This is a genomic window from Pantoea sp. M_9, assembly GCF_008631385.1.
GTDB classification, from domain to species: Bacteria; Pseudomonadota; Gammaproteobacteria; order Enterobacterales; family Enterobacteriaceae; genus Pantoea; species Pantoea eucrina.
In genome coordinates this window covers 204,864-225,652 of sequence record NZ_VWUF01000002.1, presented here as the reverse complement: position 1 = coordinate 225,652, position 20,789 = coordinate 204,864, and the positions used below count along the sequence as shown (strand labels likewise).

The following is a 20,789-nucleotide window of genomic DNA, read 5'->3' as shown; positions in this document are numbered from 1 at the left end:
CTCAGCCGATGCGACTGATGCACGATGGCCGGGAGTTATGTGTGTAAATTCTACATCTGGCAGTCACACTGCCTGCCTGTTACCCGATGCAAGCGCGAAGGTTTGTCAGAGGTGAGGAGTCACCAGCAAGACCTGAGTGCAATGCCTGGCAGCCAAACAGTGTATGTTTAGTACAAAAAAAGCCTCTGGGAACAGAGGCTAAAGAGTCAATAGCAGATAACAGGGAATGGAAGTGTCAGAGGATATTCCACAGAACAATAATAACCCATGTAAAGTACAAGGTTAAGTAACATTTTTTTGAACGTTGCATCTGCCCGCCCCTGTTGCTGATTGCCTGACTGCTTTGGCTGTCCAGTGCTCTGCTGTAAACCTGCCTGCCACAATATCAGCACCACCGCATTTGTTCTTCTGCAGAGCAGGACGATTTCATTCCAGGCTGACAGTCTTCAGTACACCCTCTGCAAACAGCAGTACTCGAAAAGGCACCCATAAAGGAGGATCGCAACCGGGAGATTTACACGCAGGACAGGCAGAGGTAAAACCCTCTCGCTGGCGATACAAACAGGTCAGACACGGATTCGTTCTAAACACAGAAGGGTAACAATCAAAGTCAATGCGTTAAGTAGCGATTAAGAAACAATGGACATCACTTACCCATTTGGACAGGGTTGCTGGAGCTTTGTGTTTAGTGTTTTTACTACTTTTATGAAAGTCTTTTTTCAAGATCAGGCTGTTGAGGGTTAAGCAGCCGTTCCTGATTACACTGTTTAAATATCCAGATTATTTCTTTCCCTCTGGGTCATATGAGTGATAGAGTTTCACCCATAAGACCCTATGGAGGCATTATGTCTGAATTTGAGTTGCTGGCACAGGACCTGCTTGAGAAAGCAGCAGTAGAAGAACAACTGCGTCAGGAAAATGATACAAAGCTCATCCGTCAGGTTCTGGAAATATATGACCAGAAATACGTGGCTGAGCTGCTCAGAAAAGTGGGTAAAAATGAGTGGAGTCGCGAGACGCTCAATCGCTGGATCAATGGTAAATGCCCGCCTAAGTCCCTGACAACCACTGAAGAAGCACTTCTGCGAAAAATGCTGCCAGAAGCGCCTGCGCATCATCCGGACTACGCCTTTCGGTTCGTTGATCTGTTTGCCGGTATTGGTGGTATCCGAAAAGGTTTTGAGGCCATCGGCGGTCAGTGCGTGTTTACCAGTGAATGGAACAAAGAGGCGGTGCGCACCTATAAAGCGAACTGGTTCAATGATGAGCAGGCGCACACGTTTAATCTTGATATCCGTGAAGTGACACTCAGTGACAAACCGGACGTGCCAGAAACTGAGGCCTATGCTTTTATTGATGAGCACGTGCCGGATCACGATGTCCTTCTGGCCGGTTTCCCGTGTCAGCCATTCAGCCTGGCTGGCGTGAGTAAGAAAAATTCACTCGGCCGGGCGCACGGGTTTGAATGTGAAGCACAGGGCACGCTCTTCTTTGATGTAGCACGCATTATTCGCGCCAAAAAGCCGGCTGTCTTTGTGCTGGAAAACGTCAAAAACCTGAAGAGCCATGACAAGGGTAAAACCTTTAAAGTCATAATGGAGACCCTGGACGAGCTGGGTTATGAAGTCGCAGATGCCGCCGATATGGGTAAAAGCGACCCTAAAGTCATCGATGGTAAGCATTTCCTGCCTCAGCACCGTGAACGTATCGTGCTGGTGGGTTTCCGTCGCGATCTGAATATCCATCAGGGCTTTACTCTGCGCGATGTTAGTCGTTTTTACCCGGAACAGCGCCCGTCCTTTGGCGAGCTGCTGGAGCCTGTGGTTGACAGTAAATATATCCTGACACCCAAGCTCTGGGAGTATCTTTACAACTACGCAAAAAAGCACGCGGCTAAAGGGAACGGTTTTGGTTTTGGCCTCGTTAATCCTGAAAACAGGGAAAGCGTTGCCCGTACGCTTTCTGCCCGCTATCACAAAGACGGATCTGAAATTCTGATAGACCGTGGCTGGGATATGGCTGTGGGTGAAACAGACTTTGTAGATGAAGTAAACCAGACTCGTCGACCACGCAGGCTGACGCCACGTGAGTGCGCGCGTCTTATGGGCTTTGAGAAGCCTGATGGCAAGCCTTTTCGCATCCCTGTGTCGGATACACAGTCTTACCGGCAGTTTGGTAACTCTGTCGTCGTGCCGGTGTTTGAAGCGGTTGCCAGACTGCTTGAACCTTATATTCTGAAGGCCGTATCTGCCGATGATGATAAGGCAACAAAGATCTGAGCTTATCTCCCGGCATAGTATGCCGGGAAATTATTTACGACAGGTTTGCATAAAGCCCTGTTAGTTCGGCTATAAACGCACCCAGCGTCATTAGTTCTGCCCTTACTGCTTCCGGATATTTTTTGTGTAATGACGCCGGTACAACCAGCCTGACGCCTTCCGCCTGCATTTCCCTGTACTGTGCCAGTGATACGCCTTCCTGCAGCGTAAACAGGTGCACTGGCGTGATCCTGTTGGCTTCATTAAGTATCTGACGCCATCGATCTTTACAGGTGGTTTTTACTGCCAGCATACGCAGATTTTCTGCAGGAAACTCAGCATCGTGGTAAGCCTCTGCGGACGGAAACAGGAAATCAGGTTTTTTATTACCCTCAGTGACGGCTTGTGTGGCAAAGTGCCGCAGACCGTGCTCAATAAAGAGATGCTCAAGGTGCAGTTCCAGTGATTTTCCGGCCCGGGCTTTACGGCGATTACTGACAGAGTTGGCCAGTGCAATGAATTCATCCACAGAACCAAATCCCTTGCGGATGATATCCAGAACGTGGAGTTCCTCCACTAGCAGAAAGATATCGTATTCGACACGCCGGCGATCTATCAGCTGCTCATCCGGATCAACAGAGTGCTTCGCATAATGGCCAGCGGCATATTCAATAATTTCATTGCCAGTAGGAAAGCGCTGCTGCCAGGGCTCTGGAATAGTATACTTGCGATTAACAGGCGTTTGCTGCAGAGACAGACCGCCAAGAATTCGCCCGGCTGGCCCGGATATCAGCGTGCCAGGGATGACTTCACCGATGGTACTTTCAATGAGGTCTTCTTCATCCGGGTTCGCACAAACCCAGATGTCCACATCCGGACTATCAATGCCCTGCTCATTAAGTCTGAAGGCCAGAAGTGTCAGGGCACCGGTATTTTCAGGATCCTGAAGGGGGCTGCCTCTTCCCCAACGGGTGATCCTTTTCTCGTTTCGGGTTTTACCAAAATGGCGATTGTTATAATAAATCGCCCGCGCAATGCTGTCCGGGCAGTCATGTGAGGAGACATGTGCTGTGAGAAAGACGGAGGGATTGAGCTCGCGCGCATGGTTGATAGAAGGAAACAGCGTTTCAACGATACTGGAAGGAATATAAAGGCCTACCTGATGCCCTCCTGTTGCGCCAGTGTCATTGGCAGAAAGGCGTTTTACGTACACAAAGTAATTGCCGCTTGCGATCTCAAGTAGCCAGTCATGAAAGGCCGACATACATATCCCTCTGTTATCCTGAAATTTAAGCGGTATTTTTTCATAACCAGATAGAGGAGCGTTATCAGTTTTTATCTTTTGCTAGCTAGTTGCTCTGGATCATCCGGAAGGTAGCCCGCATGCTGCCTCTGGTAATTACTTCGGAAGTATCCGTAGCAGAACCCCAGTCACAGCACGTATCAAATTTCTGAGCCCTACTAATTACAAATCACAATGCCCTGTGTTCAGCATTGCAATAATAGAGCAGGTGAAACTCTACGGAATTTTGCCGTGTTGTTTAGCCACAAAGCAACAGAGCGTGATCGGTAAGTGCAGTGTAAAAAAATGCCAATGGAAGATTTTAACGTGTGTTTTACCCCGAAATAGGCCGTGCTATCAGGAAACACGTAAGCGGTAGTCTTTTTCAGTAAAAGCAATTTGTCCCACAGAGTCTGTTGGATTAAAAATGCCAACAAGTCAGCGCGTGACTTTCCCGTTTTTCCGCAATCTTTATCTCTTATTCTCATTTGTCAGTAAAAGGTCTCTGCCCACAGAATCAGACATAAGACAGGGCAGGAGTTGAATTATCTACGATAAAACCCTCTCTGGTGACCTTGTCTCTTTTAACTGATCTCTTTTGTGATATTCGCAGGTTTTAACCAGGAAAAGGCTTTTTATGACGTTATCTAAATTACTGCTTCCGTTGCTGATTGCCGGTAACCTTTCTTCTGCATGGGCTGCGGAGGAAAGTGTTCCGTCCTCCACCACCTTTCAAATCACGGCTGATAAGACCCTGAAAAGTAAGCTTCCGCCAGATATCGCCAGACGCGGATATATCGTTGCAGGCACCAATCCGAATACGCCCCCAACCACGTTTTTTCAGGAAGACAACAAAACCCTTGCCGGGCGTGAGATTGATGTCATGAATGCCGTTGCAGCAAGGCTCGGTGTGGCGGTGCGCTGGCAGGATACCGGCGGTTTCGACAACATTATTCCGGGATTAAAATCCGGCCGTTATGACGTCGCGCTGTCCAATATTAATGCTACTAAAAAGCGTCTCGAGCAGGTCGATTTTGTCAGTTACTACGATGCGTCGCGCTTAGGGGTCATCTCGCGTAAGGACGCCAATATTGCGCCATTCACTTCTTTTGATGCTGTATGCGGGCAGGAAATCGGTGCCGGCGCAGGCACCACGCAGATTGGGCGTCTTGAAGCAGCCAGTAAGGGTTGCAGTGATGCGGGTAAACCGCCGATCAGGATTGCCGTCTTCCCCGATCGTCCTTCAGGCGTGCAGGCCGTGGTGAGCGGCCGCGTACCGATGTTTTTCGGCCCGTATGAAGGTCTGACGTATCAGGTCAGTCAGGTTAAACCGCTTACGCTGACCGGCACCATTCATGTTAATGATGCGCCTGTGTCAGTGGCGTTCCCTAAACAGTCGGCGCTGGAAGAGGCCGTTCAGGCCTCCCTGAACTCACTGATCAAAGACGGCACTTACCAGAAAATTCTCGATAAGTGGTCTATCGGTTTTGGTGCAGTCAAAGAATCAAAACGTAATGAAGAGATCTTCGGATGAGCAGTGAAACCAACGCGCAGCAGCCAGAAGAACTGCGAATCATCAGTAAAAAATATATCGGGCGCTGGATAAGCGCGCTGATAGTACTGCTGATATTGCTGGCTATGGGCAATTCCATGATCAGTAACCCGCGTTTTGAATGGGCGGTGATCGGTGAAAACTTTACCGGTCCGTCAATCATTCAGGGCGTACTCATGACGTTGCAACTCACCGCCATTTCCGTGATTGCTGGCTTTGCATGCGGTACGGTTCTGGCACTGATGCGCCTGTCATCTAACCCGGTACTGGTCGCTGTGAGCTGGGGATATACCTGGTTTTTCCGGGGTGTGCCGATGCTAGTTCAGTTATTTCTCTGGTATAACATTGCTGCGCTTTACCCGAATATTTCGATTACGCTGCCTTGGTTTGGTGAGATCTGGCGTGCCTCCGCAAATTCCCTGATCAGTCCGTTCAGCGCGGCTGTCATTGCGTTGGTTATGCACCAGTCTGCTTATGCCGCAGAGATTATCCGCGCTGGTATTCAGAGCGTTGGCACCGGGCAAGTCGAGGCTGCACGCGCTCTGGGTTACCGGCCGGCACACATATTTCTCTACACCATTTTGCCGCAGGCCATGCGCGCTATTCTGCCTCCGGCCGGGAATGAAGTAATCGGTCAGCTGAAAACCACTGCGGTTGTTTCAGTGATTTCGCTACAGGATGTGCTGTTCTCTGCACAGATTATCTATCAGCGCACCTATGAAGTGATCCCACTGCTGCTGGTTGCCACCTTATGGTACCTGCTGCTGACCTCACTGCTTTCTGTGATTCAGTATTACGTAGAACGACACTTCAGCCGCAGCAGCTACCGCAAGGTAAAACGAAAGGCCTGGAAAGCGTCTGCATCCTGCGCGGTAAACACCCCCACTATCAGTGCAGGAGAAACCAGACATGGGTGAAGCCATTGCATTTCGCAAAGTCACCAAACGTTTCTCCGGTAATACCGTTCTGGATGACATCAGCCTCGATATTCCGGCCGGATCGGTGACTGTGATCCTCGGGCCTTCCGGTTCAGGCAAATCTACCTTGCTGCGCTGTATCAACCATTTAGAGAAACTGGATGGCGGCACGATCCGTATTGGTGGTGAACTGGTCGGTTACCAGCAGAAAGGGCAGGCGTTGTATGAACTGAGCAGCCGCAGAATCGCCGCGCAGCGGAGTCGCACTGGCATGGTATTTCAGCAATTCAATTTGTTTCCGCACCGCACAGTTTTGCAAAACATTACCGATGCGCCTTTGCGGGTAAAGAAGCAAAACCGTGAGCACGTACTCAGTAAAGCCCGCGCGTTGCTGCGGCAGGTGGGGTTAGCCAGTCGCGAAGATGACTGGCCGCAGCAGCTCTCCGGCGGGCAGCAGCAGCGTGTAGCCATTGCCCGTGCGCTGGCCATGGATCCCGAGGTGATGTTGTTTGATGAACCCACTTCCGCACTTGATCCTGAACTGGTGGGTGAAGTGTTGCAGGTGATCAAAAAGCTGGCGCATTCAGGCATTACCATGGTGATTGTTACACATGAAATCGGCTTTGCCCGGGAAGTGGCAGATAACGTCGTCTTTATGGAGGAGGGTAAAATTGTGGTGTCGGGACCAGCAAAATATGTACTCGATGAGACGGAGAACGTCCGTGTTCGCCATTTTCTGTCAACGGTTCTGTAACGACGCTGCGTGAAGGTGCTTTGCAAAGAGCATATCAACCAACCGCGGCAGACTGCCGTGGTTTTCCAGCCTGCTCAGCCTCACCATCTCTGCCCGATTTGCGTCTGTAATATCGGGCAAACAGACGCGCAGTTTCGCCGGTAAATCAAACGGAATGGCCAGACTTTGCTGGCGGGTGAAGCGCTGTTGCAGCACGCTGCCATCATGCAAAATCACCGTGACCTGATGAAAACGCGCGGCCGGATTCAGCTCGTCCGGCGGTGCAGAGCGGTCCGGGCAACGCGCCACTTTTTCTGCCAGCGCTGCAATATGTGCGACCACCGGCGCCGGTGTGAAATCCTCCAGGCGCAGTTCCCCGCGCAGTAAACACGCTGCAATGACGTATTCCAGACTGAACCTGGCTTCTACGCCGGTTCCGGGTTTTCGCACCGACGCTGCAGTGTCCCCCCCCGGAGGAAAAGAAACTTCAATGCACTTAATGGCCGCTATCAGTGTGTCCGGGCTGTTGCCCTTTTGCAGCCACGCCTCACGAAGTGCCCGTGCGGCATCGGCGGCACTATGCGTGCCTCCGCAGGTAGGATAGGGTTTGAGCTCAAGGCCTGGGGAGATAATCCGCCAGGGCACTCCCCAGTCTGCAGTCAGCTTTTCTGGCTGCTGCTGACCGGCACCATACGCCAGCAAAAAGCTCTCCAGCACGTTGTCTGGCTGGCCGTGAAAGCCTGCCAGCGATAGCTGGGTGGCAATGACGGCGCTCTGTGCTGCCAGACCCGCGTGCAGCGGTTTAACATCACTGCCAAATTGCGTCCGCAAACCTGCAGATTGCGTCGCCGCTATACCCAGCGCCACGGCCGTTTGTTGTTCAGTGCTTTTCATCAGCCGCGCGCAGGCAGCCGCGGCGGCAATCGTACCGAGCGTGGCGGTATTATGAAAACCCAGGATGTAGTGCTGAGACCCCATGGCCAGTCCGAGGCGTCCGGACATTTCCACGCCTATCGCATACGCTTCAAGAAAGTGTGCACCATCGATATCGGCGTTTTGTGAGGCCAGCGCCAGAAGTGCAGGCAAAATCACCACGCTGGGGTGGCCACGAAAGTCGGGATGGAAATCGTCAAAATCCAGCGCATGGCCGGCATACCCCAGCAGTAACGCGCGGGTCGGAGGATCGTCAGTGCGGTAAACCTGATGCAAAATCGTCAGTCCTTCATCAGGAAGGGTGCTGCGTAAAACGGGCAGGGTTACTGCCAGAAAATCCAGTAACCCTTCACGGGCTGCTTCATGAGCCAGGGGGCAGGGGGCCGAACTGACGATAAGTCTCGCCAGCGATTGCGTTAGTGTCATGCAATTTTATCTCTGATCGTTGTTTCAGCACTGAGCGTGCGTAGCGCTTGTACCGCCAGCTGCGACAGATAATGCGCTGTCGGAAACAGGGCACGATCATCCACGCGAAACTGTGGATGATGCAGAGCATGAGGGCCTCCGGATCCAATCATAATGAATGCTCCAGGCAATTTTTGCTGATAAAACGCAAAGTCTTCTCCTATCGGGCTGGCCTCCACGCGGCGGGCATCGAAGCCAGAGTCTTTACCGAGCGCCAGCGCGAAATCCACCCATTTCGCTGTGTTGACCACTGACGGCGGGCCTGGCTGCCAGTCCAGGCTGATAGCGGTATCAAAGGCCGCCGCAATGCCCGCTAAAATCTGTCGCAAACGGCGTTCAATCAGATCTCGCGTGTCATGATTAAACGTGCGGACGGTGCCTTCCAGCCAGGCAGACTCCGGGATCACGTTCCAGGTGCTCCCGCTGTGAATCTGTGTGACAGAAACCACCGCATTGTGCGCAGAGGGAACATTGCGGGCGATCAGGGTCTGCAGCGCAGAAATCACCTGGCCGGCGATAATAATCGGGTCGTTGCCCTCATGTGGACGTGCAGCGTGACTGCCGGTACCTGTGATAGCGATTGCGAACCGATCCACGCCTGCAGTTAATGCGCCGTCTTTGCTGCCGAGCACACCTACCGGCAGAGAGGGATCGTTGTGAATGCCGAAAATGACGGCAGCCTTATCAAGCGCGCCGGTATCGATCAGTGCCGAAGCACCATGACCGGTTTCTTCAGCCGCCTGAAAGAGAATGCGTACCGTACCGGACAGGGTATCTTCCTGCGCTTTGAGCAAAATCGCTGCGCCAAGCGCTGCTGAAGTATGAAAGTCGTGGCCGCAGGCGTGCATGACGCCAGGGTTTTGCGAGGTGTACTCCACGCCAGATTTTTCTTCAATCGGCAGAGCATCAATATCCGCACGCAGCACCACCATCTCTCCGGGCTGAATGCCGCCAATTTCTGCCACCAGGCCTGTTTTAAGCGGCAAATCCAGCACGCGAATTTCATACTTCTCCAGCGCCGCCCGGATAGAAGCAGTGGTCTTAAACTCTTCGTTGGACAGCTCCGGATGGCGATGCAGGTGGTGGCGAAAATTCTGAATAAATGTCGCCAGTTGCTGATGCTTTTGCGTAACGTCTGACATCTAAACTCCTGTAGAGGGATAACGTTCCAGCCAGCGGGTGTGGCCTTCTTCGTCGAGAATTTTTTTCAGGTATAGGGTGGTATGTCCTTTGCCAAGATCGCGTTCAAACACAGGCTGAAAACCCTGTTTTAAATACATATCGCGCAGCCACGGATGGCTGGTGGCCGTGCCGAGTGAATAAGCCGGCGCTTTCAGTTCCCGGACCAGAATGTTGTCTTCCAGCCAGCCCAGCAATTGTTTGCCGAGGTTCTGACCCGCGTAAGCCGGGTGCGTACCAAACCAGCCAATATGCGGTAGCCCCAGGGGGCCAGGCAGTGCGCCCCATGGAAAACGCAAGGTAACGGAAGCCACCATTCGCTGATCATCAAAGCGCGCAAATACAGCATGATCGGCGAGGTGCTGTGTCACGCGTGCCAGATCGGCGGTGGCAGCATCAAACTGAATCCCAAGTGCCCTGATTGGCGCATAGGCGGCCAGCATTAGCGTCAGATACTCGTGTTTATCGTCCAGGGTCAGCCGCCTGACATGGTGTGTCATACTTCGCATTCCTCAGTTGAAATCAGATGACCGGACTGCTCAGCAAAGCGGATGACGTCATCAACTTTTTGTGCGGCGCAGCCGGTGTAATAGGCCGGATCGAGCCAGTGATCAAGATCCTGTTCAGTGATACAGGTCGCCAGCACCGGATGTGCAAGCAGCCCAGATTTGAAAGCGAGACATTTTTCAGCCGCCTGCATGGAGCATGCATAAACCAGATGATGCGCGGTTTGCTTTCCGAATTTTTTGCCCACCTCAAACATCACTTTTTCAGACAACAGCAAGCCGTTCTGCATGTGCAGATTCGCAAGCATACGGGCGCTGTTTACCGTCAGACCAGAGAAAATCGCCCGGGCATTTTGCAGCTGAGCAGACCGATAAATCGAAATCTCCGGCAGGGCGATCCATTCGGTGCGCCCGCTCATTGCATCGCGTTCATGCTCCACGTACAGAGACTGATAAATCAGCGATGCGCTGTGCAGCAGCGGCTGTGTCAGACTGACGAGGCCTTCGAGCGCGGCAGGATTGCGTTTGTGCGGCATGGTGGTTAAGCCGGTTTTCCCGCTGCTGAAAGGCTCCCCGACTTCATTAATTTCAGTGCGCATCAGGTTGTAAAGTGCATTGCCGATTTTACCCGGCGTGCCGCTGATCGACATTGCCACTAAGGCGTATTCCGTAAAGCGGTCATGCGCTGCCTGCCAGCCAATATTAGGCGTACTGAAATTCAGCATCGCCAGCGTGCGACGTTCCACTTTCGGGCCCGTTTCGCCAGGCGCAGCATAGGTACTGATCGCACCGCTGATATTGCCGGGCAGCAGACGTGGCCTGAGAGGCGTAAGACGGTCGGGATGACGGATAAACTCATCCAGCCAGACGGCGACTTTGAAGCCAAACGTCTTGGGTAACGCCTGTATGCCATGCGTGCGACCCGCCATCAGTGTGTACCGATGCTCACGCGCCAGCGCTTTTAGCTCATTTGCCACGGCAATGGTATCGCGCACGAGCACGTTGAGCGTTTGTGCCAGCTGCAATACAGTGGCGGTATCAATGATATCCTGCGTGGTTGCGCCGTAATGAATGTATTCCCCTGCGTCGCCGCATCGCTGTTGCAGGGCAATAAGCACCGGCATCAGGAAGTACTTCATGCGCATGCCGGAGGCGGCAATGTCCTCAACATTCAGCTGGCTGGCATCGGCCAGCTCCGCAATGCGCAGTGCGGCCTGATGTGGAATCACCCCCAGTTCACCTTCGGCCAGTGCCAGCGCAACTTCGACCCTGGTCTGCTGCGCCAGGCGATTTTACTCTGACCAGATGTCCCGCATTCCTGGTGTGCCAAAATAGTTACCAGGTAAAAGAAAATCTATTGGATGCGAAGACATATTATGCTCGTCTTATAAAAAGTGTAATTAACAGGAATGTAATACTGCCATGAAAGATACATTAAATAATCAGCAAGTCAGGTACAGGAGTGGGGCCTTTTTTATTTTCTCGCCTTACATCAGACCTGTTTGACACTATCATTTCTTTTATTCAGCGTAGTAAGCAAGAAGTTTATGAGCCATAGCAAAAATCCATATATGCTATGGAGAATAAGTTAATAAGAATGCCCATATAAAGCTTTGTGTGTTTTTTCAATCCTCATAATATGACGTTAATAACGATTGAATATATGCCATATCACATTCCTGTTTAATCACGGGTCGTTCTTTTTTAACCAGACGGAATACAGGGTATCGATGTGTTCGCCATAAAATCACCGCAGACTTATTATCATCAGCCCGGCCTGCTTTCGCGCGCCGGTGAGCTGCTTGCCGTTCATTCCTCTGATATCGCGATCATTACCAGTCCGAAAGCGTGGCGGGCGGTGAATCCAGAACTTGAGACCAGCCTGAAAGCAGCTGGTATTCGCTGGCAGGTCAATTTTCTCACTACGGAATGCACCGATGCCGCTATACGGACTCATCTGAATAGCGCGCTGGAACAACATGCCACGCTGGTGCTCGGTATTGGAGGCGGGCGGGTACTGGATTGTGCTAAAGCCGTGGCAAACCTGCTGAACAATGTCGGGCTGGTGACGCTACCCACGGTTGCCGCAACCTGCGCCGCCTGGTCGCCGGTCAGCATTATTTATAACGAGTACGGCGGTCATGTGCGCAGCCAGCCGTTGTCACGTATGCCACTGATGCTGCTGGTCGATCCGAATGTGATTGTGCAAAACGATGTGCGTTATCTCAAAGCCGGCATCGTGGATGCGCTGGCTAAATGGTATGAATTTCGCCCGTATCAGCAGAAAAGCGATGACAGTCTGGCGCTGAACCTGAAGGTTCAGGCGGCTAAACTTGCGGTTGACGTTTTTGAACAATATGGTGCTCAGGCCTTGCAGGATAACGTCCGCCATGAAGTCACACCGGCATTGATGAAAGTTATCGATGCCACTATCGCGGTGGCCGGTATGGCTAACAGCATGCGTGATAAAACTCCCGCGCCGGGCGTGGCGCATGCCATTCATAACCGTTTCACCCATCAGCCAGAACTGCATGACTGGCTGCATGGTGAGAAAGTCGGTTTCGGGCTGCTTGTGCAGTCGATCATGGAAAGTGGTAACGGTCAGCCGGAGCTGCAGCTGCTGTCTTTGCTGCGTAAATATGACGCGCCACTGGCACTGCCGTACCTGAAGGGTGACAGGAAAGTGCTTATCGCGGCTATTGCCCGCGAAGTGATATTTCCCGCTGAAAATGCCGCCCGTTTACCGTTTTCACTCGCGGCGGAAAATATCGAAAAAGCCCTGTTGGAAACCGAAGCTCACGATTATTCTCAGGGATTACGCCATGAGTTCTGATTCATCTTCAGGAAAAGCTAAACGTCAATTACGCCTTGGCCTGTTTGTGCAGCCGCTTGGACACCATGTCAGCGGCTGGCGCTTAACGGAAAACCTGGGTTCGCCGACTGACATCGACTGGCTGGCAGAAATCGCTAAAAAAGCGGAAGAGGGCAAGTTTGATATGTTCTTCGTGGGGGATGCCCTGGCGACAAGCGTCTACAGGCTGCCTTCCACCATGGCACGGCTTGAACCACTGACCTTACTGTCGGCGCTGGCTGTCCAGACGCGCCACATCGGGCTTGCCGCCACGGCATCAACAACATTCAGCGATCCGTTTAATCTGGCTCGCAGCTTTTCTTCGCTCGATCACATCAGCCGCGGCCGGGCGGCATGGAACGTGGTAACGTCGTTCTCTACTGACGTTGCGCGCAATTTCAGCCGTGACGATATGCCTACGCATGCCGAACGCTATGCCGTCGCGCATGAGTTTCTTGAGGTCACGTTTAAGCTGTGGGAAGGCTGGCAGGAGGGCGCGGTACAGCCAGACAGTGGCAGCGGCCAGTATTTCATGAACGATAAAATTCAGCCGGTTAATCATCAGGGCCACTATTTTCAGGTACAGGGGCCGCTAAATATCACGCGTTCGCCGCAAGGTCGCCCGGTGATCATTGAGGCTGGGTCTTCTGCTGACGGCCAGAAACTGGCTGCGGCCACCGCCGAAGTCGTGTTTACGGCGGCCGCCACGCTTGAAGAGGCTCAGACGTTTTATCGAGCGCAGAAACAACAAGTGAAAGAGGCCGGACGTCATCCCGATCACGTGCTGATCTTGCCCGGTGTAATGCCCATTGTGGGACGCACGCTGGAAGAAGCGCATGAAACCTGGCGTGAACTGAATTCACTGGTGGACATTGATAACGGCATCCGCCAGCTCTCTACCCGCTTTAATATGGATCTGAGTGCGTTTCCTCTCGACGGCCCAGTGCCGGACGTGCCTGCCGGTGAAGGTAACCAGAGTCGGGTGAAACTGCTCACCGATCTGGCGTATCGCGATAATCTGACTCTGCGTGAACTGGCGGCGATTGCTGCGGGTTCGCGTGGGCACCGCGTACTGATCGGGACAGCAGACCTCATCGCCGATGATTTACAGCGCTGGCTTGAAGAGGGCGGCGCAGACGGTTTCAACATCATGCCTGCTGTGATGCCAGAACAGCTTTCGCTGTTTGTTGAACTGGTGATCCCCGAGTTGCGCCGTCGCGGGTTGTTCCGTGAAGAATATGAATTCAGCACGCTGCGTGAAAATCTCGGCCTGCCTGAGCCTGACTTTGTCTCCCGGTTTTAACTTGAGTGTTGGAATATGACCATGACGATTGCTTTGTCAGACCGTGTTCAGCGCGTGTCACTTTCCGCCAACGCGGCGGCAAAACAGCGCACCAATGACCTGAAAAAGGCCGGGGTGGATATTTTAGATCTCACCACCGGAGAGCCGGATTTTGATACTCCAGCTCACATTAAACAAGCCGCATACAGGGCGATTGCGGAGGGTGAAACTAAGTATACGCCGACGCCGGGTACGCCAGCACTGCGTGAAGCAGTGAAGCAGAAGCTACAGCGGGAAAACCGGCTGTCATTCACTGTGGACAACATCATGGTAGCTAACGGTGCCAAGCAGGTCATTTTCAATGCTTTTGCCGCTACGCTCAATGATGGCGATGAAGTCATTGTGCCGGTTCCCTACTGGCCAACATTTCCGGACAGCGTGCGATTTAACGGCGGCACACCGGTGTTTATCGAATGTCATCTGGAACAGGGCTACAAACTGACGCCGGCGCAGCTGGCCACCTGTATTACGCCGCGTACCCGCTGGCTGGTGCTTAATCATCCAGGAAATCCAAGCGGTGCGGTTTATTCCGCTGCTGAACTGCAGGCGCTGGCCGCTGTGCTGCGCAACCATCCACAGATACTGATCATGCTCGATGACCTCTATGAGCACATTCTCTTTGATGACCGTGTACATCAGAACCTGCTCAATGTGGCTGCTGATCTTCAGGGGCGCAGTCTTCTTGTGGGTGGCGTATCCAAAACATATGCAATGACTGGCTGGCGGATCGGTTATGGTGCCGGGCCCCAAGCGCTCATTACCGCCATGATCGTGGTACAGTCGCAAATCAGTTCCGGTGCCAGTTCAGTGAGTCAGGCCGCTGCGCTGGCAGCCCTGAACGGTGGACTGGATTTTATTGCACCACAGATTGCGGCTTATCAGCAGCGGCGTGATGTGATAACCACTATTCTGGCGAATATTGACGGGCTGGAATTGCAGGTGCCGCAGGGCGGATTCTTTATCTTTTGTCGCTGTGCCGGATTGATTGGGCGTTACCGACCCGGTGGGGCGAAAATCGAAAACGAAGCTGACGTGCTGGATTATCTGCTGGAGAATGGCGTATCAGGCGTTGGCGGCAGTGCATACGGCTTGTCGCCTTATTTCCGGTTATCAATTGCCACAGATAATGCCACTGTAGCCGAAGCCGGGCGACGCATTGCATTAGCCTGCGCGAAGCTCAGTCCCGCTGAGTAAGTTTTAAAAGACTCATTGAGCCGCTTGCGCCCGTGTCCCGATAGAATGGGCATGATGCAATTTGCTTAAAACGTTATGCAGGCGTTCAGTGATGCCAATCGACACATGATTTATGCCAGTATCAGCAACATCTGTTCATGGTAAGCCTGCATTACCGGCAGTACTGATATGAACTGTCTGATATGGCTCCTGAGCCCGTAAGGTTAGGACAAGAAGGGTGTTAAGTGAAATTGGTAGCTTCATGCTTTGCATAAAACCGCCTTCAGCCCACGGGTTTCCAGACGGGCGCAAAATCTTTTGCTTGTAATAGCCCTTACGGCTGTACCACTCACTGCCGCAGGTCATGCCATACGACCGACTTCATTGACTATGTTACCAGTCGTCAACAGTGGTTGTTAGCGAAGCCGTTAATGCTTCCGCCTCAGAACGTTGCGCATGATTTGTTTGCAGTATTGATTAGCAAAAATCCACAACAAGCTCTATAGCGATTTTTATTGACCAATTGTAGCGCGTGCAGCCAAAGATTCTGATTATTGATGCATTTTTGATTTTAATTGCATCAATAATAGAATCAGGAACGGAGGAAATCATGAGAGCTACTGTAACTATTGACGATGCGCTGTACACGCTGGCGCTGGAAATGGCTGATCCCGACATGGATAACGCTGATATTTTCCATGAAGCCATGAAAACCGTTGTTCGGGTACACGCTGCTAAAAGACTGGTCTCGCTCGGTGGTGCGGCACCGAATATGGAGTACATTGCCCGATGCCATCAGGAGCCTTCTGAATAATGGCTATCCTGGTTGATACCTCTATTCCAATAACGTACCGGAACAGAAGGACTGCTATCGGGACTTCGAAAACTACGCAGCAGTTGTCACAGAGCTACGCGAAAAGTGATACGCCAACAGAGAGAAATTTACCGATTCGATCACCAAGAATGCTTTGCAATCTGCAATCCATGAAGCTGATAAGATTATCGGCGTTGCTCCCTCTCTGCCTGATGTCGTAAGCCTGAATAATATCTGGCGGGACAAATGGCACCCTTTACCTGAACTGGTGCCAATTGATGATTATCTTTTATGGGATAAAGAGTATCTGCGCGCACTGGCCGTCATTCATCAGCTATCTACAATCGTTCAAAATAATATGTCCGAACAGAGTTAGCCTTTCATCTCAAAGCGGGACTTTTCAAAATCATGGTATACCGCCGGGTTGTTAAATGCAGGAAAAGTGGCATTCCGAACGGCTGATTTCAACGCTTCGCAGTAGGCGCTGTTGCCTTCACTGGTTCTGACGCGGGTAACCGTGCCGTCCTGCTTAAATTCCAGATGCACCCGGCAATACTTCCCTTTCCACTTTTGCGGATCGGGAATATTAGCGTTAATGACGTTCCTGATTGCCCGTGCCTGCGCGCCCCATTCATCCTGGTCATCCCAGGTGCCGGAACCACAGCCGCCCAATGCTGTTGTCTTATGGCAGCCTGAAGGGTGCAACGCAGAGCAGCTTGCAGCGAGGGTGCCTGAAACCACCAGCATAGCGATCTTCACTGCTGCTTTAACTGATATCACGTATTGCTCCTGACGTTTAATGAGCCCGGACCCTGCAGGCTTTTTACTGTCTTACCGCCACACCAGCTCAAAATCCTGAACATCCTGCAGTGCGGTCCGAAAGGCTGCTTTCAGGCTCGCTGGCTGCGCGGGGTCTGTCCAGAATGAGGTAACCTGTAAGCGCGTAGCCTTGCGGCTTACACGCTCCACCTGAACCGTTCCGATAACCTTATGCCGCAAATACCCTTCAATGTTGGATGTTCTGGCTTCCATCAGGGCAATACGCCGTGTTTTTTCATCGTAAATGATATGGCATGGCGCACCGGCTGATTCCAGCGAGGCGATCCGTTTAAAGCAGCGTTCTATGGTATCGGGACTGTATGAGAAGGGCATAACGGTCATAAGCGGCTCCTTATTACCTGCGCCTCACGGGCTGATTTGAGCATAATGCATTGGCTTATAACCCCACCAGCGTTATATGTTTCTTTGTCGTAATCGCCTCATAGAGTGCCGTTGCCAGACAACACGGTTCCACAAAGCCAGCTCCTGACTGCACACCATCTGGATCGGCCCAAAATGTCTTGGTGCGCAGCAGGGTGTTTATGCCGCTTACGTGTTCCATTTCCAGAACCCATCGTCCGATAGCACGCCTCGTCACCCGTCTCACAAAGCCAGCCCCTGACAGCGCTCCGTCCGGATCGGCTCAGAATGACTTAATGTGCACCAGAGTATGTATGTCGCTCACACGCTCAAGCTCAAGTGCGGCCAGCGTCCGGTAGCACGTCCCGCCGTCCATCTGCGTGGCGTCCATGTTAATGACGGCAGCACTGGGTGCCGCCCTGTTATAGATAACGTGACAGCGCGCACCGTTTAGAGTAGATGTGTCGATGATTTCATATAGCTGCTGTACGGCTTCTGCACTGTAGGATGCAGGCAGACCATCATGATCTGCCTTAACCTGCTTCCGGTACATGCTGAGACAGATCGGGTGCCCCATTTACCTAAACGCATTTGCTGCGGTCTTGGGATCCATGCAGCTTCCCTAAACTCTGTTTCCAGAACAAAAAATATCGTCAGCGTTAAATGTTGTTCCCCGGAATGATTGGCATGCCCTTGTTCCGGTTCTGTCCAGCAGGGGTAGGGTGGCGCCGCCCGATCACTATGGAAATTGCCATGATGAACAGGGTAAGGATGGCTGATAAAAGCAGCGTGCCGGGTACGCCATATCGCTCCAGCAGCATGGCGTAAGCTGACGGCGCGAGCGCTGCGAGGAAAAAAGCGGGCGGCAGCAGTACGCCTGTTCGACGGGCATACTGCTGCGGATCAAACAGCGCAAGAGGCAGGGCGGCCTTAACCACCGTACTCAGTCCGTTCACAGCGCCGTAACTCAGAATAAAGATGGCTGTAGCCACAGGGGTAATATTCCCTGCAAGGCCCGCCAGAAAGCAAAATGGCAGCAGAATGCCGGTAATCAGGCTCAGACGGATCGCTGAAGTCGGTGCGCCAGAAGTCACGTCCAGCAGTCTGGCGCTCACCTGTCCCACGCCCCACAACATCCCCGTCACGGCGGGCATACCATAAGCGGCCAGTATCTGAGGAAAATGCGTGGACACGCCGGTGGACACAAAGCTTATCAGCGCAATGAGCGTGGCGTACCACAGGCCGCTGATGAAGGCTTTCCGGTCTTCTGCTGGTCCGATCGCTGGAAAAGCGGACTGCCTGGCAACGGGAGGTTGACGCTGATGCGCTGCCGGAATGGTGGACAGAAAAAGCAGGCTCACAATGCCCGCAAAGCCGTAAACGATAATGGCATGCCGCCAGTCAGTGAAGTGCAGTAGTGCAGCGCCAGCAGGCCAGAACGCGACTGACGCGAGACCACCCAGCAGTGTGACCAGGGTAATTGCCCGACGGGCCCCTGCGCCTGAGGTTTCTACAAGTAGCGCAAATGCGGCATCATACAGGGCTAGTCGCATGCCAGCGCCCATCAGGAGCCAGACGGCAACCCACGACGTTGTTGAATGGGTAAAAGCCATTAAAAAACAACCGATGATAATGGCGAAGGTTCCCGCCATCATCATTGTACGTCCGCCGGTACGGGCTATAAGGGCACCCGTAAGCGGCGAAACAAGGCCCATCACAAGCATGGCAATAGTCAGCCCGGAGAATGTCACAACCGGCGACCAGCCTGTATCCAGCATGATGGCTCCCCCGAAGACTCCCGGCATATAGAATGTGATACCCCAGTTGATAAACTGCGTCATGCCAACGCAGAAAACAGTGCGGCCTGTCAGATACCCGTCAGTCACCGTGTACCCTCCGGAGGTGTGCTGTCACCCTGCCCAAGCGTACGCTGCATAATGACCGTATCAAGCCAGCGTCCGTGCTTGAAGCCCACGGATTTGAGCGTTCCTGTAATGCTGAAGCCTGCCGCGCGATGCAGGGCAAGAGAGGCGGTGTTTTCGCTGTTGCCAACGACGGCCACGAGCTGGCGAAAATTACGCGCCTCTGCCCATGCTATCGCACTTAATAACAAATTTTTCCCTATCCCTTGCCCCTGAGCGTCGGGAGCAATATATACAGAGTCCTCCAGGGTGAATCTGTAGGCACACCGTTCCCGGTAGAGTGACAGGTAGCAGTATCCGCAGACCTTGCCGTCCTCAACCGCCACAAACCAGGGCAGCCCTGCTGCCCGCACCTTTTTCAGACGGATTGTCATTTCAGTCGAATCTGGCGGTTCGGTTTCAAAAGTGGCGGTGCCATGCAATACGTGATAAGCATAAATCTTCTGGATGGCAGGAATATGTCGTTCATCTGCCTGGGTTATTTCCATTGATACGTCTCCTTCTGCGTCAGAAGCTGAGACTAACCCGAATGAAGCATTTCAGACAGGCAGCAGGACTTATCAGCAGCATAAGGAAAATTTTGGGATGGCAAACCTGAATCTCGATCATCTGGCTACTTTCAGACTGGTTATCAGCCGGGGCAGTTTCTCCGGCGCAGCTGAAGCACTGGGGCTGTCGCAGCCGGCAGTAAGCCTGCAGATAAAACAACTGGAACAGGCGCTTCAGGTCCGCCTTATTGAGCGAACCAGCCGGGGAGTAAGACCCACCTCTGCCGGACAGACCCTCGCTGAGCACAGCCTGAAAATTGACGCCGCGGTCAGTACAGCAGTTGAATCAGTGTGCCTGTATTCCGATGAGATAACCGGCACTGTTACTGTCGGCACCGGCGCAACGGCCTGTATTCATCTGCTGCCTCCCTTACTGCAGCAACTGCGACAGGCCCATCCTCTGCTGAAGGTGGATGTACGTACAGGTAACACTTCCGATATTGTGCGGGGCGTAGAGGAAAACCGTATAGATATTGGCCTGGTAACTCTGCCAGCCGCGGGTAAAAACCTGAGCATTACCCCGCTGGGTACGGAAGAGTTTGTTGTCATCATGGAAAAAGATGCATCAGAGCCGAGCACGAAAATATGGACTCCGGGCGCCTTGGTGCCGCTGCCGCTGATTATCTTCGAACCAGGAAGCGGGACACGTACCCTGATTGATCAGTGGTTTCGGGAGACGGGACATATTGCCTGTCCGGTTATGGAGCTTGGCAGTATTGAGGCTATTAAAAGAATGGTTCGGGCAGGTCTTGGCTACAGCCTTGTTCCCCGAATGTCCGTTGCATGCATCGAGGAAAGAGCAGGGCTCGATCTTTTCTCGGTGACGCCCTCTCTTCACCGGACGCTTGGGGCCGTTATGCGAGAGGACCGGATTGTAAGCAGAGGAATCAATGAAGTGCTGAAAAGTATAAACAGCAGTTTTGCAAAAAACGAAAACAGATAGATATTGTTCAATACCTAAACCAGACAGGTCCGATCTATTCTTTCCGGCGAAGTATTGCTGCAGCGTTTATCTGCAACCAATCTCCGCTTCTGACACGAAGCGGACTCACATCTCAACCCATGCCCACTATCAAACGTAAAGCAGACGTTGGCGTGGTTTATAACATGGCGGTTTTTACCATTTTACCCTGGT

The 20,789-nt window shown here is 52.6% G+C and carries 18 protein-coding genes and 1 pseudogene; 10 read left to right on the top strand and 9 right to left on the bottom strand.

Going from position 1 to position 20,789, the window contains the following annotated elements:
* Nucleotides 1-845 precede the first annotated feature (845 nt).
* The gene (locus F3I15_RS04985) at nt 846-2,279 is read left to right on the top strand and encodes a DNA cytosine methyltransferase (protein WP_150017191.1); all 1,434 of its coding nucleotides are present in this window, start codon (nt 846-848) and stop codon (nt 2,277-2,279) included.
* A 34-nt stretch (nt 2,280-2,313) separates the two neighbouring features.
* On the opposite strand, the gene F3I15_RS04980 is transcribed toward F3I15_RS04985, so the two are convergent.
* Nucleotides 2,314-3,522 (bottom strand): type II restriction endonuclease, encoded by a 1,209-nt coding sequence (locus F3I15_RS04980; RefSeq protein WP_304621814.1) that lies wholly within the window; start codon nt 3,520-3,522, stop codon nt 2,314-2,316.
* Between the two features lie 655 nt (nt 3,523-4,177).
* Here F3I15_RS04980 and F3I15_RS04975 point away from each other — a divergent pair.
* From F3I15_RS04975 to F3I15_RS04965, 3 genes are read left to right on the top strand one after another with little or no spacing between them, the layout of a single operon-like run.
* Nucleotides 4,178-5,074 (top strand): ABC transporter substrate-binding protein, encoded by an 897-nt coding sequence (locus F3I15_RS04975; protein WP_150016805.1) that lies wholly within the window; start codon nt 4,178-4,180, stop codon nt 5,072-5,074.
* Complete coding sequence (locus tag F3I15_RS04970) at nt 5,071-6,009, top strand: amino acid ABC transporter permease (RefSeq protein ID WP_150016804.1); 939 nt, start codon at nt 5,071-5,073, stop codon at nt 6,007-6,009. Before F3I15_RS04975 ends, F3I15_RS04970 begins: the two co-directional genes overlap by 4 nt.
* Nucleotides 6,002-6,763: an amino acid ABC transporter ATP-binding protein gene (locus F3I15_RS04965; RefSeq protein WP_150016803.1), complete on the top strand. Its 762-nt coding sequence runs from the start codon at nt 6,002-6,004 to the stop codon at nt 6,761-6,763. The genes F3I15_RS04970 and F3I15_RS04965 overlap by 8 nt, the downstream gene beginning before the upstream one ends.
* Here the strand turns inward: F3I15_RS04965 and F3I15_RS04960 are convergent.
* The 4 genes and pseudogenes from F3I15_RS04960 to F3I15_RS04945 form a co-directional block, all read right to left on the bottom strand.
* Nucleotides 6,749-8,101, bottom strand: coding sequence for an MmgE/PrpD family protein (locus tag F3I15_RS04960; protein ID WP_150016802.1), 1,353 nt, complete (start codon nt 8,099-8,101; stop codon nt 6,749-6,751). The two genes, F3I15_RS04965 and F3I15_RS04960, sit on opposite strands and share 15 nt — an antisense overlap.
* Nucleotides 8,098-9,282, bottom strand: a complete 1,185-nt coding sequence (locus F3I15_RS04955) for an amidohydrolase (protein ID WP_150016801.1) — start codon at nt 9,280-9,282, stop codon at nt 8,098-8,100. Before F3I15_RS04955 ends, F3I15_RS04960 begins: the two co-directional genes overlap by 4 nt.
* The gene (locus F3I15_RS04950; RefSeq protein WP_150016800.1) at nt 9,283-9,819 is read right to left on the bottom strand and encodes a GNAT family N-acetyltransferase; all 537 of its coding nucleotides are present in this window, start codon (nt 9,817-9,819) and stop codon (nt 9,283-9,285) included.
* A pseudogene (locus tag F3I15_RS04945) lies at nt 9,816-11,198 on the bottom strand (adenylosuccinate lyase family protein). Before F3I15_RS04945 ends, F3I15_RS04950 begins: the two are co-directional and overlap by 4 nt.
* A gap of 359 nt (nt 11,199-11,557) precedes the next feature.
* On the opposite strand from F3I15_RS04945, the gene F3I15_RS04940 reads away from it, so the two are divergent.
* From F3I15_RS04940 to F3I15_RS04920, 5 genes are all read left to right on the top strand, one after another.
* The gene (locus F3I15_RS04940; RefSeq protein ID WP_150016799.1) at nt 11,558-12,658 is read left to right on the top strand and encodes an iron-containing alcohol dehydrogenase family protein; all 1,101 of its coding nucleotides are present in this window, start codon (nt 11,558-11,560) and stop codon (nt 12,656-12,658) included.
* Nucleotides 12,648-13,979, top strand: a complete 1,332-nt coding sequence (locus F3I15_RS04935; protein WP_150016798.1) for an LLM class flavin-dependent oxidoreductase — start codon at nt 12,648-12,650, stop codon at nt 13,977-13,979. Before F3I15_RS04940 ends, F3I15_RS04935 begins: the two co-directional genes overlap by 11 nt.
* 21 nt (nt 13,980-14,000) lie before the next feature.
* A complete protein-coding gene (locus F3I15_RS04930; protein WP_150017190.1) occupies nt 14,001-15,212 on the top strand; it encodes an aminotransferase class I/II-fold pyridoxal phosphate-dependent enzyme in 1,212 nt (403 codons plus the stop codon).
* A 589-nt stretch (nt 15,213-15,801) separates the two neighbouring features.
* Complete coding sequence (locus F3I15_RS04925; RefSeq protein WP_150016797.1) at nt 15,802-16,005, top strand: type II toxin-antitoxin system VapB family antitoxin; 204 nt, start codon at nt 15,802-15,804, stop codon at nt 16,003-16,005.
* 154 nt (nt 16,006-16,159) lie between these two features.
* Nucleotides 16,160-16,381, top strand: coding sequence for a hypothetical protein (locus tag F3I15_RS04920; protein ID WP_150016796.1), 222 nt, complete (start codon nt 16,160-16,162; stop codon nt 16,379-16,381).
* Here F3I15_RS04920 and F3I15_RS04915 read toward each other — a convergent pair.
* From F3I15_RS04915 to F3I15_RS04900, 4 genes are all read right to left on the bottom strand, one after another.
* A complete protein-coding gene (locus tag F3I15_RS04915; RefSeq protein WP_150016795.1) occupies nt 16,378-16,752 on the bottom strand; it encodes a cell envelope integrity protein TolA in 375 nt (124 codons plus the stop codon). The two genes, F3I15_RS04920 and F3I15_RS04915, sit on opposite strands and share 4 nt — an antisense overlap.
* A gap of 84 nt (nt 16,753-16,836) precedes the next feature.
* Nucleotides 16,837-17,166, bottom strand: coding sequence for a hypothetical protein (locus F3I15_RS04910; protein WP_150016794.1), 330 nt, complete (start codon nt 17,164-17,166; stop codon nt 16,837-16,839).
* A 677-nt stretch (nt 17,167-17,843) separates the two neighbouring features.
* The gene (locus F3I15_RS04905; protein ID WP_150016793.1) at nt 17,844-19,070 is read right to left on the bottom strand and encodes an MFS transporter; all 1,227 of its coding nucleotides are present in this window, start codon (nt 19,068-19,070) and stop codon (nt 17,844-17,846) included.
* The gene (locus tag F3I15_RS04900; RefSeq protein WP_150016792.1) at nt 19,067-19,594 is read right to left on the bottom strand and encodes a GNAT family N-acetyltransferase; all 528 of its coding nucleotides are present in this window, start codon (nt 19,592-19,594) and stop codon (nt 19,067-19,069) included. Before F3I15_RS04900 ends, F3I15_RS04905 begins: the two co-directional genes overlap by 4 nt.
* A 97-nt stretch (nt 19,595-19,691) precedes the next feature.
* Here F3I15_RS04900 and F3I15_RS04895 point away from each other — a divergent pair, with 97 nt between their 5' ends.
* Nucleotides 19,692-20,597 (top strand): LysR family transcriptional regulator, encoded by a 906-nt coding sequence (locus F3I15_RS04895; RefSeq protein WP_150016791.1) that lies wholly within the window; start codon nt 19,692-19,694, stop codon nt 20,595-20,597.
* The last annotated feature ends 192 nt before the right edge of the window (nt 20,598-20,789 follow it).

Bases quoted from the DNA above. Each gene is read 5' to 3' on its own strand.
- F3I15_RS04985 (WP_150017191.1), top strand. From the start codon at position 846: ATGTCTGAATTTGAGTTGCTGGCACAGGACCTGCTTGAGAAAGCAGCA.
- F3I15_RS04980 (WP_304621814.1), bottom strand. From the start codon at position 3,522: ATGTCGGCCTTTCATGACTGGCTACTTGAGATCGCAAGCGGCAATTAC.
- F3I15_RS04975 (WP_150016805.1), top strand. From the start codon at position 4,178: ATGACGTTATCTAAATTACTGCTTCCGTTGCTGATTGCCGGTAACCTT.
- F3I15_RS04970 (WP_150016804.1), top strand. From the start codon at position 5,071: ATGAGCAGTGAAACCAACGCGCAGCAGCCAGAAGAACTGCGAATCATC.
- F3I15_RS04965 (WP_150016803.1), top strand. From the start codon at position 6,002: ATGGGTGAAGCCATTGCATTTCGCAAAGTCACCAAACGTTTCTCCGGT.
- F3I15_RS04960 (WP_150016802.1), bottom strand. From the start codon at position 8,101: ATGACACTAACGCAATCGCTGGCGAGACTTATCGTCAGTTCGGCCCCC.
- F3I15_RS04955 (WP_150016801.1), bottom strand. From the start codon at position 9,282: ATGTCAGACGTTACGCAAAAGCATCAGCAACTGGCGACATTTATTCAG.
- F3I15_RS04950 (WP_150016800.1), bottom strand. From the start codon at position 9,819: ATGACACACCATGTCAGGCGGCTGACCCTGGACGATAAACACGAGTAT.
- F3I15_RS04935 (WP_150016798.1), top strand. From the start codon at position 12,648: ATGAGTTCTGATTCATCTTCAGGAAAAGCTAAACGTCAATTACGCCTT.
- F3I15_RS04930 (WP_150017190.1), top strand. From the start codon at position 14,001: ATGACGATTGCTTTGTCAGACCGTGTTCAGCGCGTGTCACTTTCCGCC.
- F3I15_RS04925 (WP_150016797.1), top strand. From the start codon at position 15,802: ATGAGAGCTACTGTAACTATTGACGATGCGCTGTACACGCTGGCGCTG.
- F3I15_RS04915 (WP_150016795.1), bottom strand. From the start codon at position 16,752: ATGCTGGTGGTTTCAGGCACCCTCGCTGCAAGCTGCTCTGCGTTGCAC.
- F3I15_RS04910 (WP_150016794.1), bottom strand. From the start codon at position 17,166: ATGACCGTTATGCCCTTCTCATACAGTCCCGATACCATAGAACGCTGC.
- F3I15_RS04900 (WP_150016792.1), bottom strand. From the start codon at position 19,594: ATGGAAATAACCCAGGCAGATGAACGACATATTCCTGCCATCCAGAAG.
- F3I15_RS04895 (WP_150016791.1), top strand. From the start codon at position 19,692: ATGGCAAACCTGAATCTCGATCATCTGGCTACTTTCAGACTGGTTATC.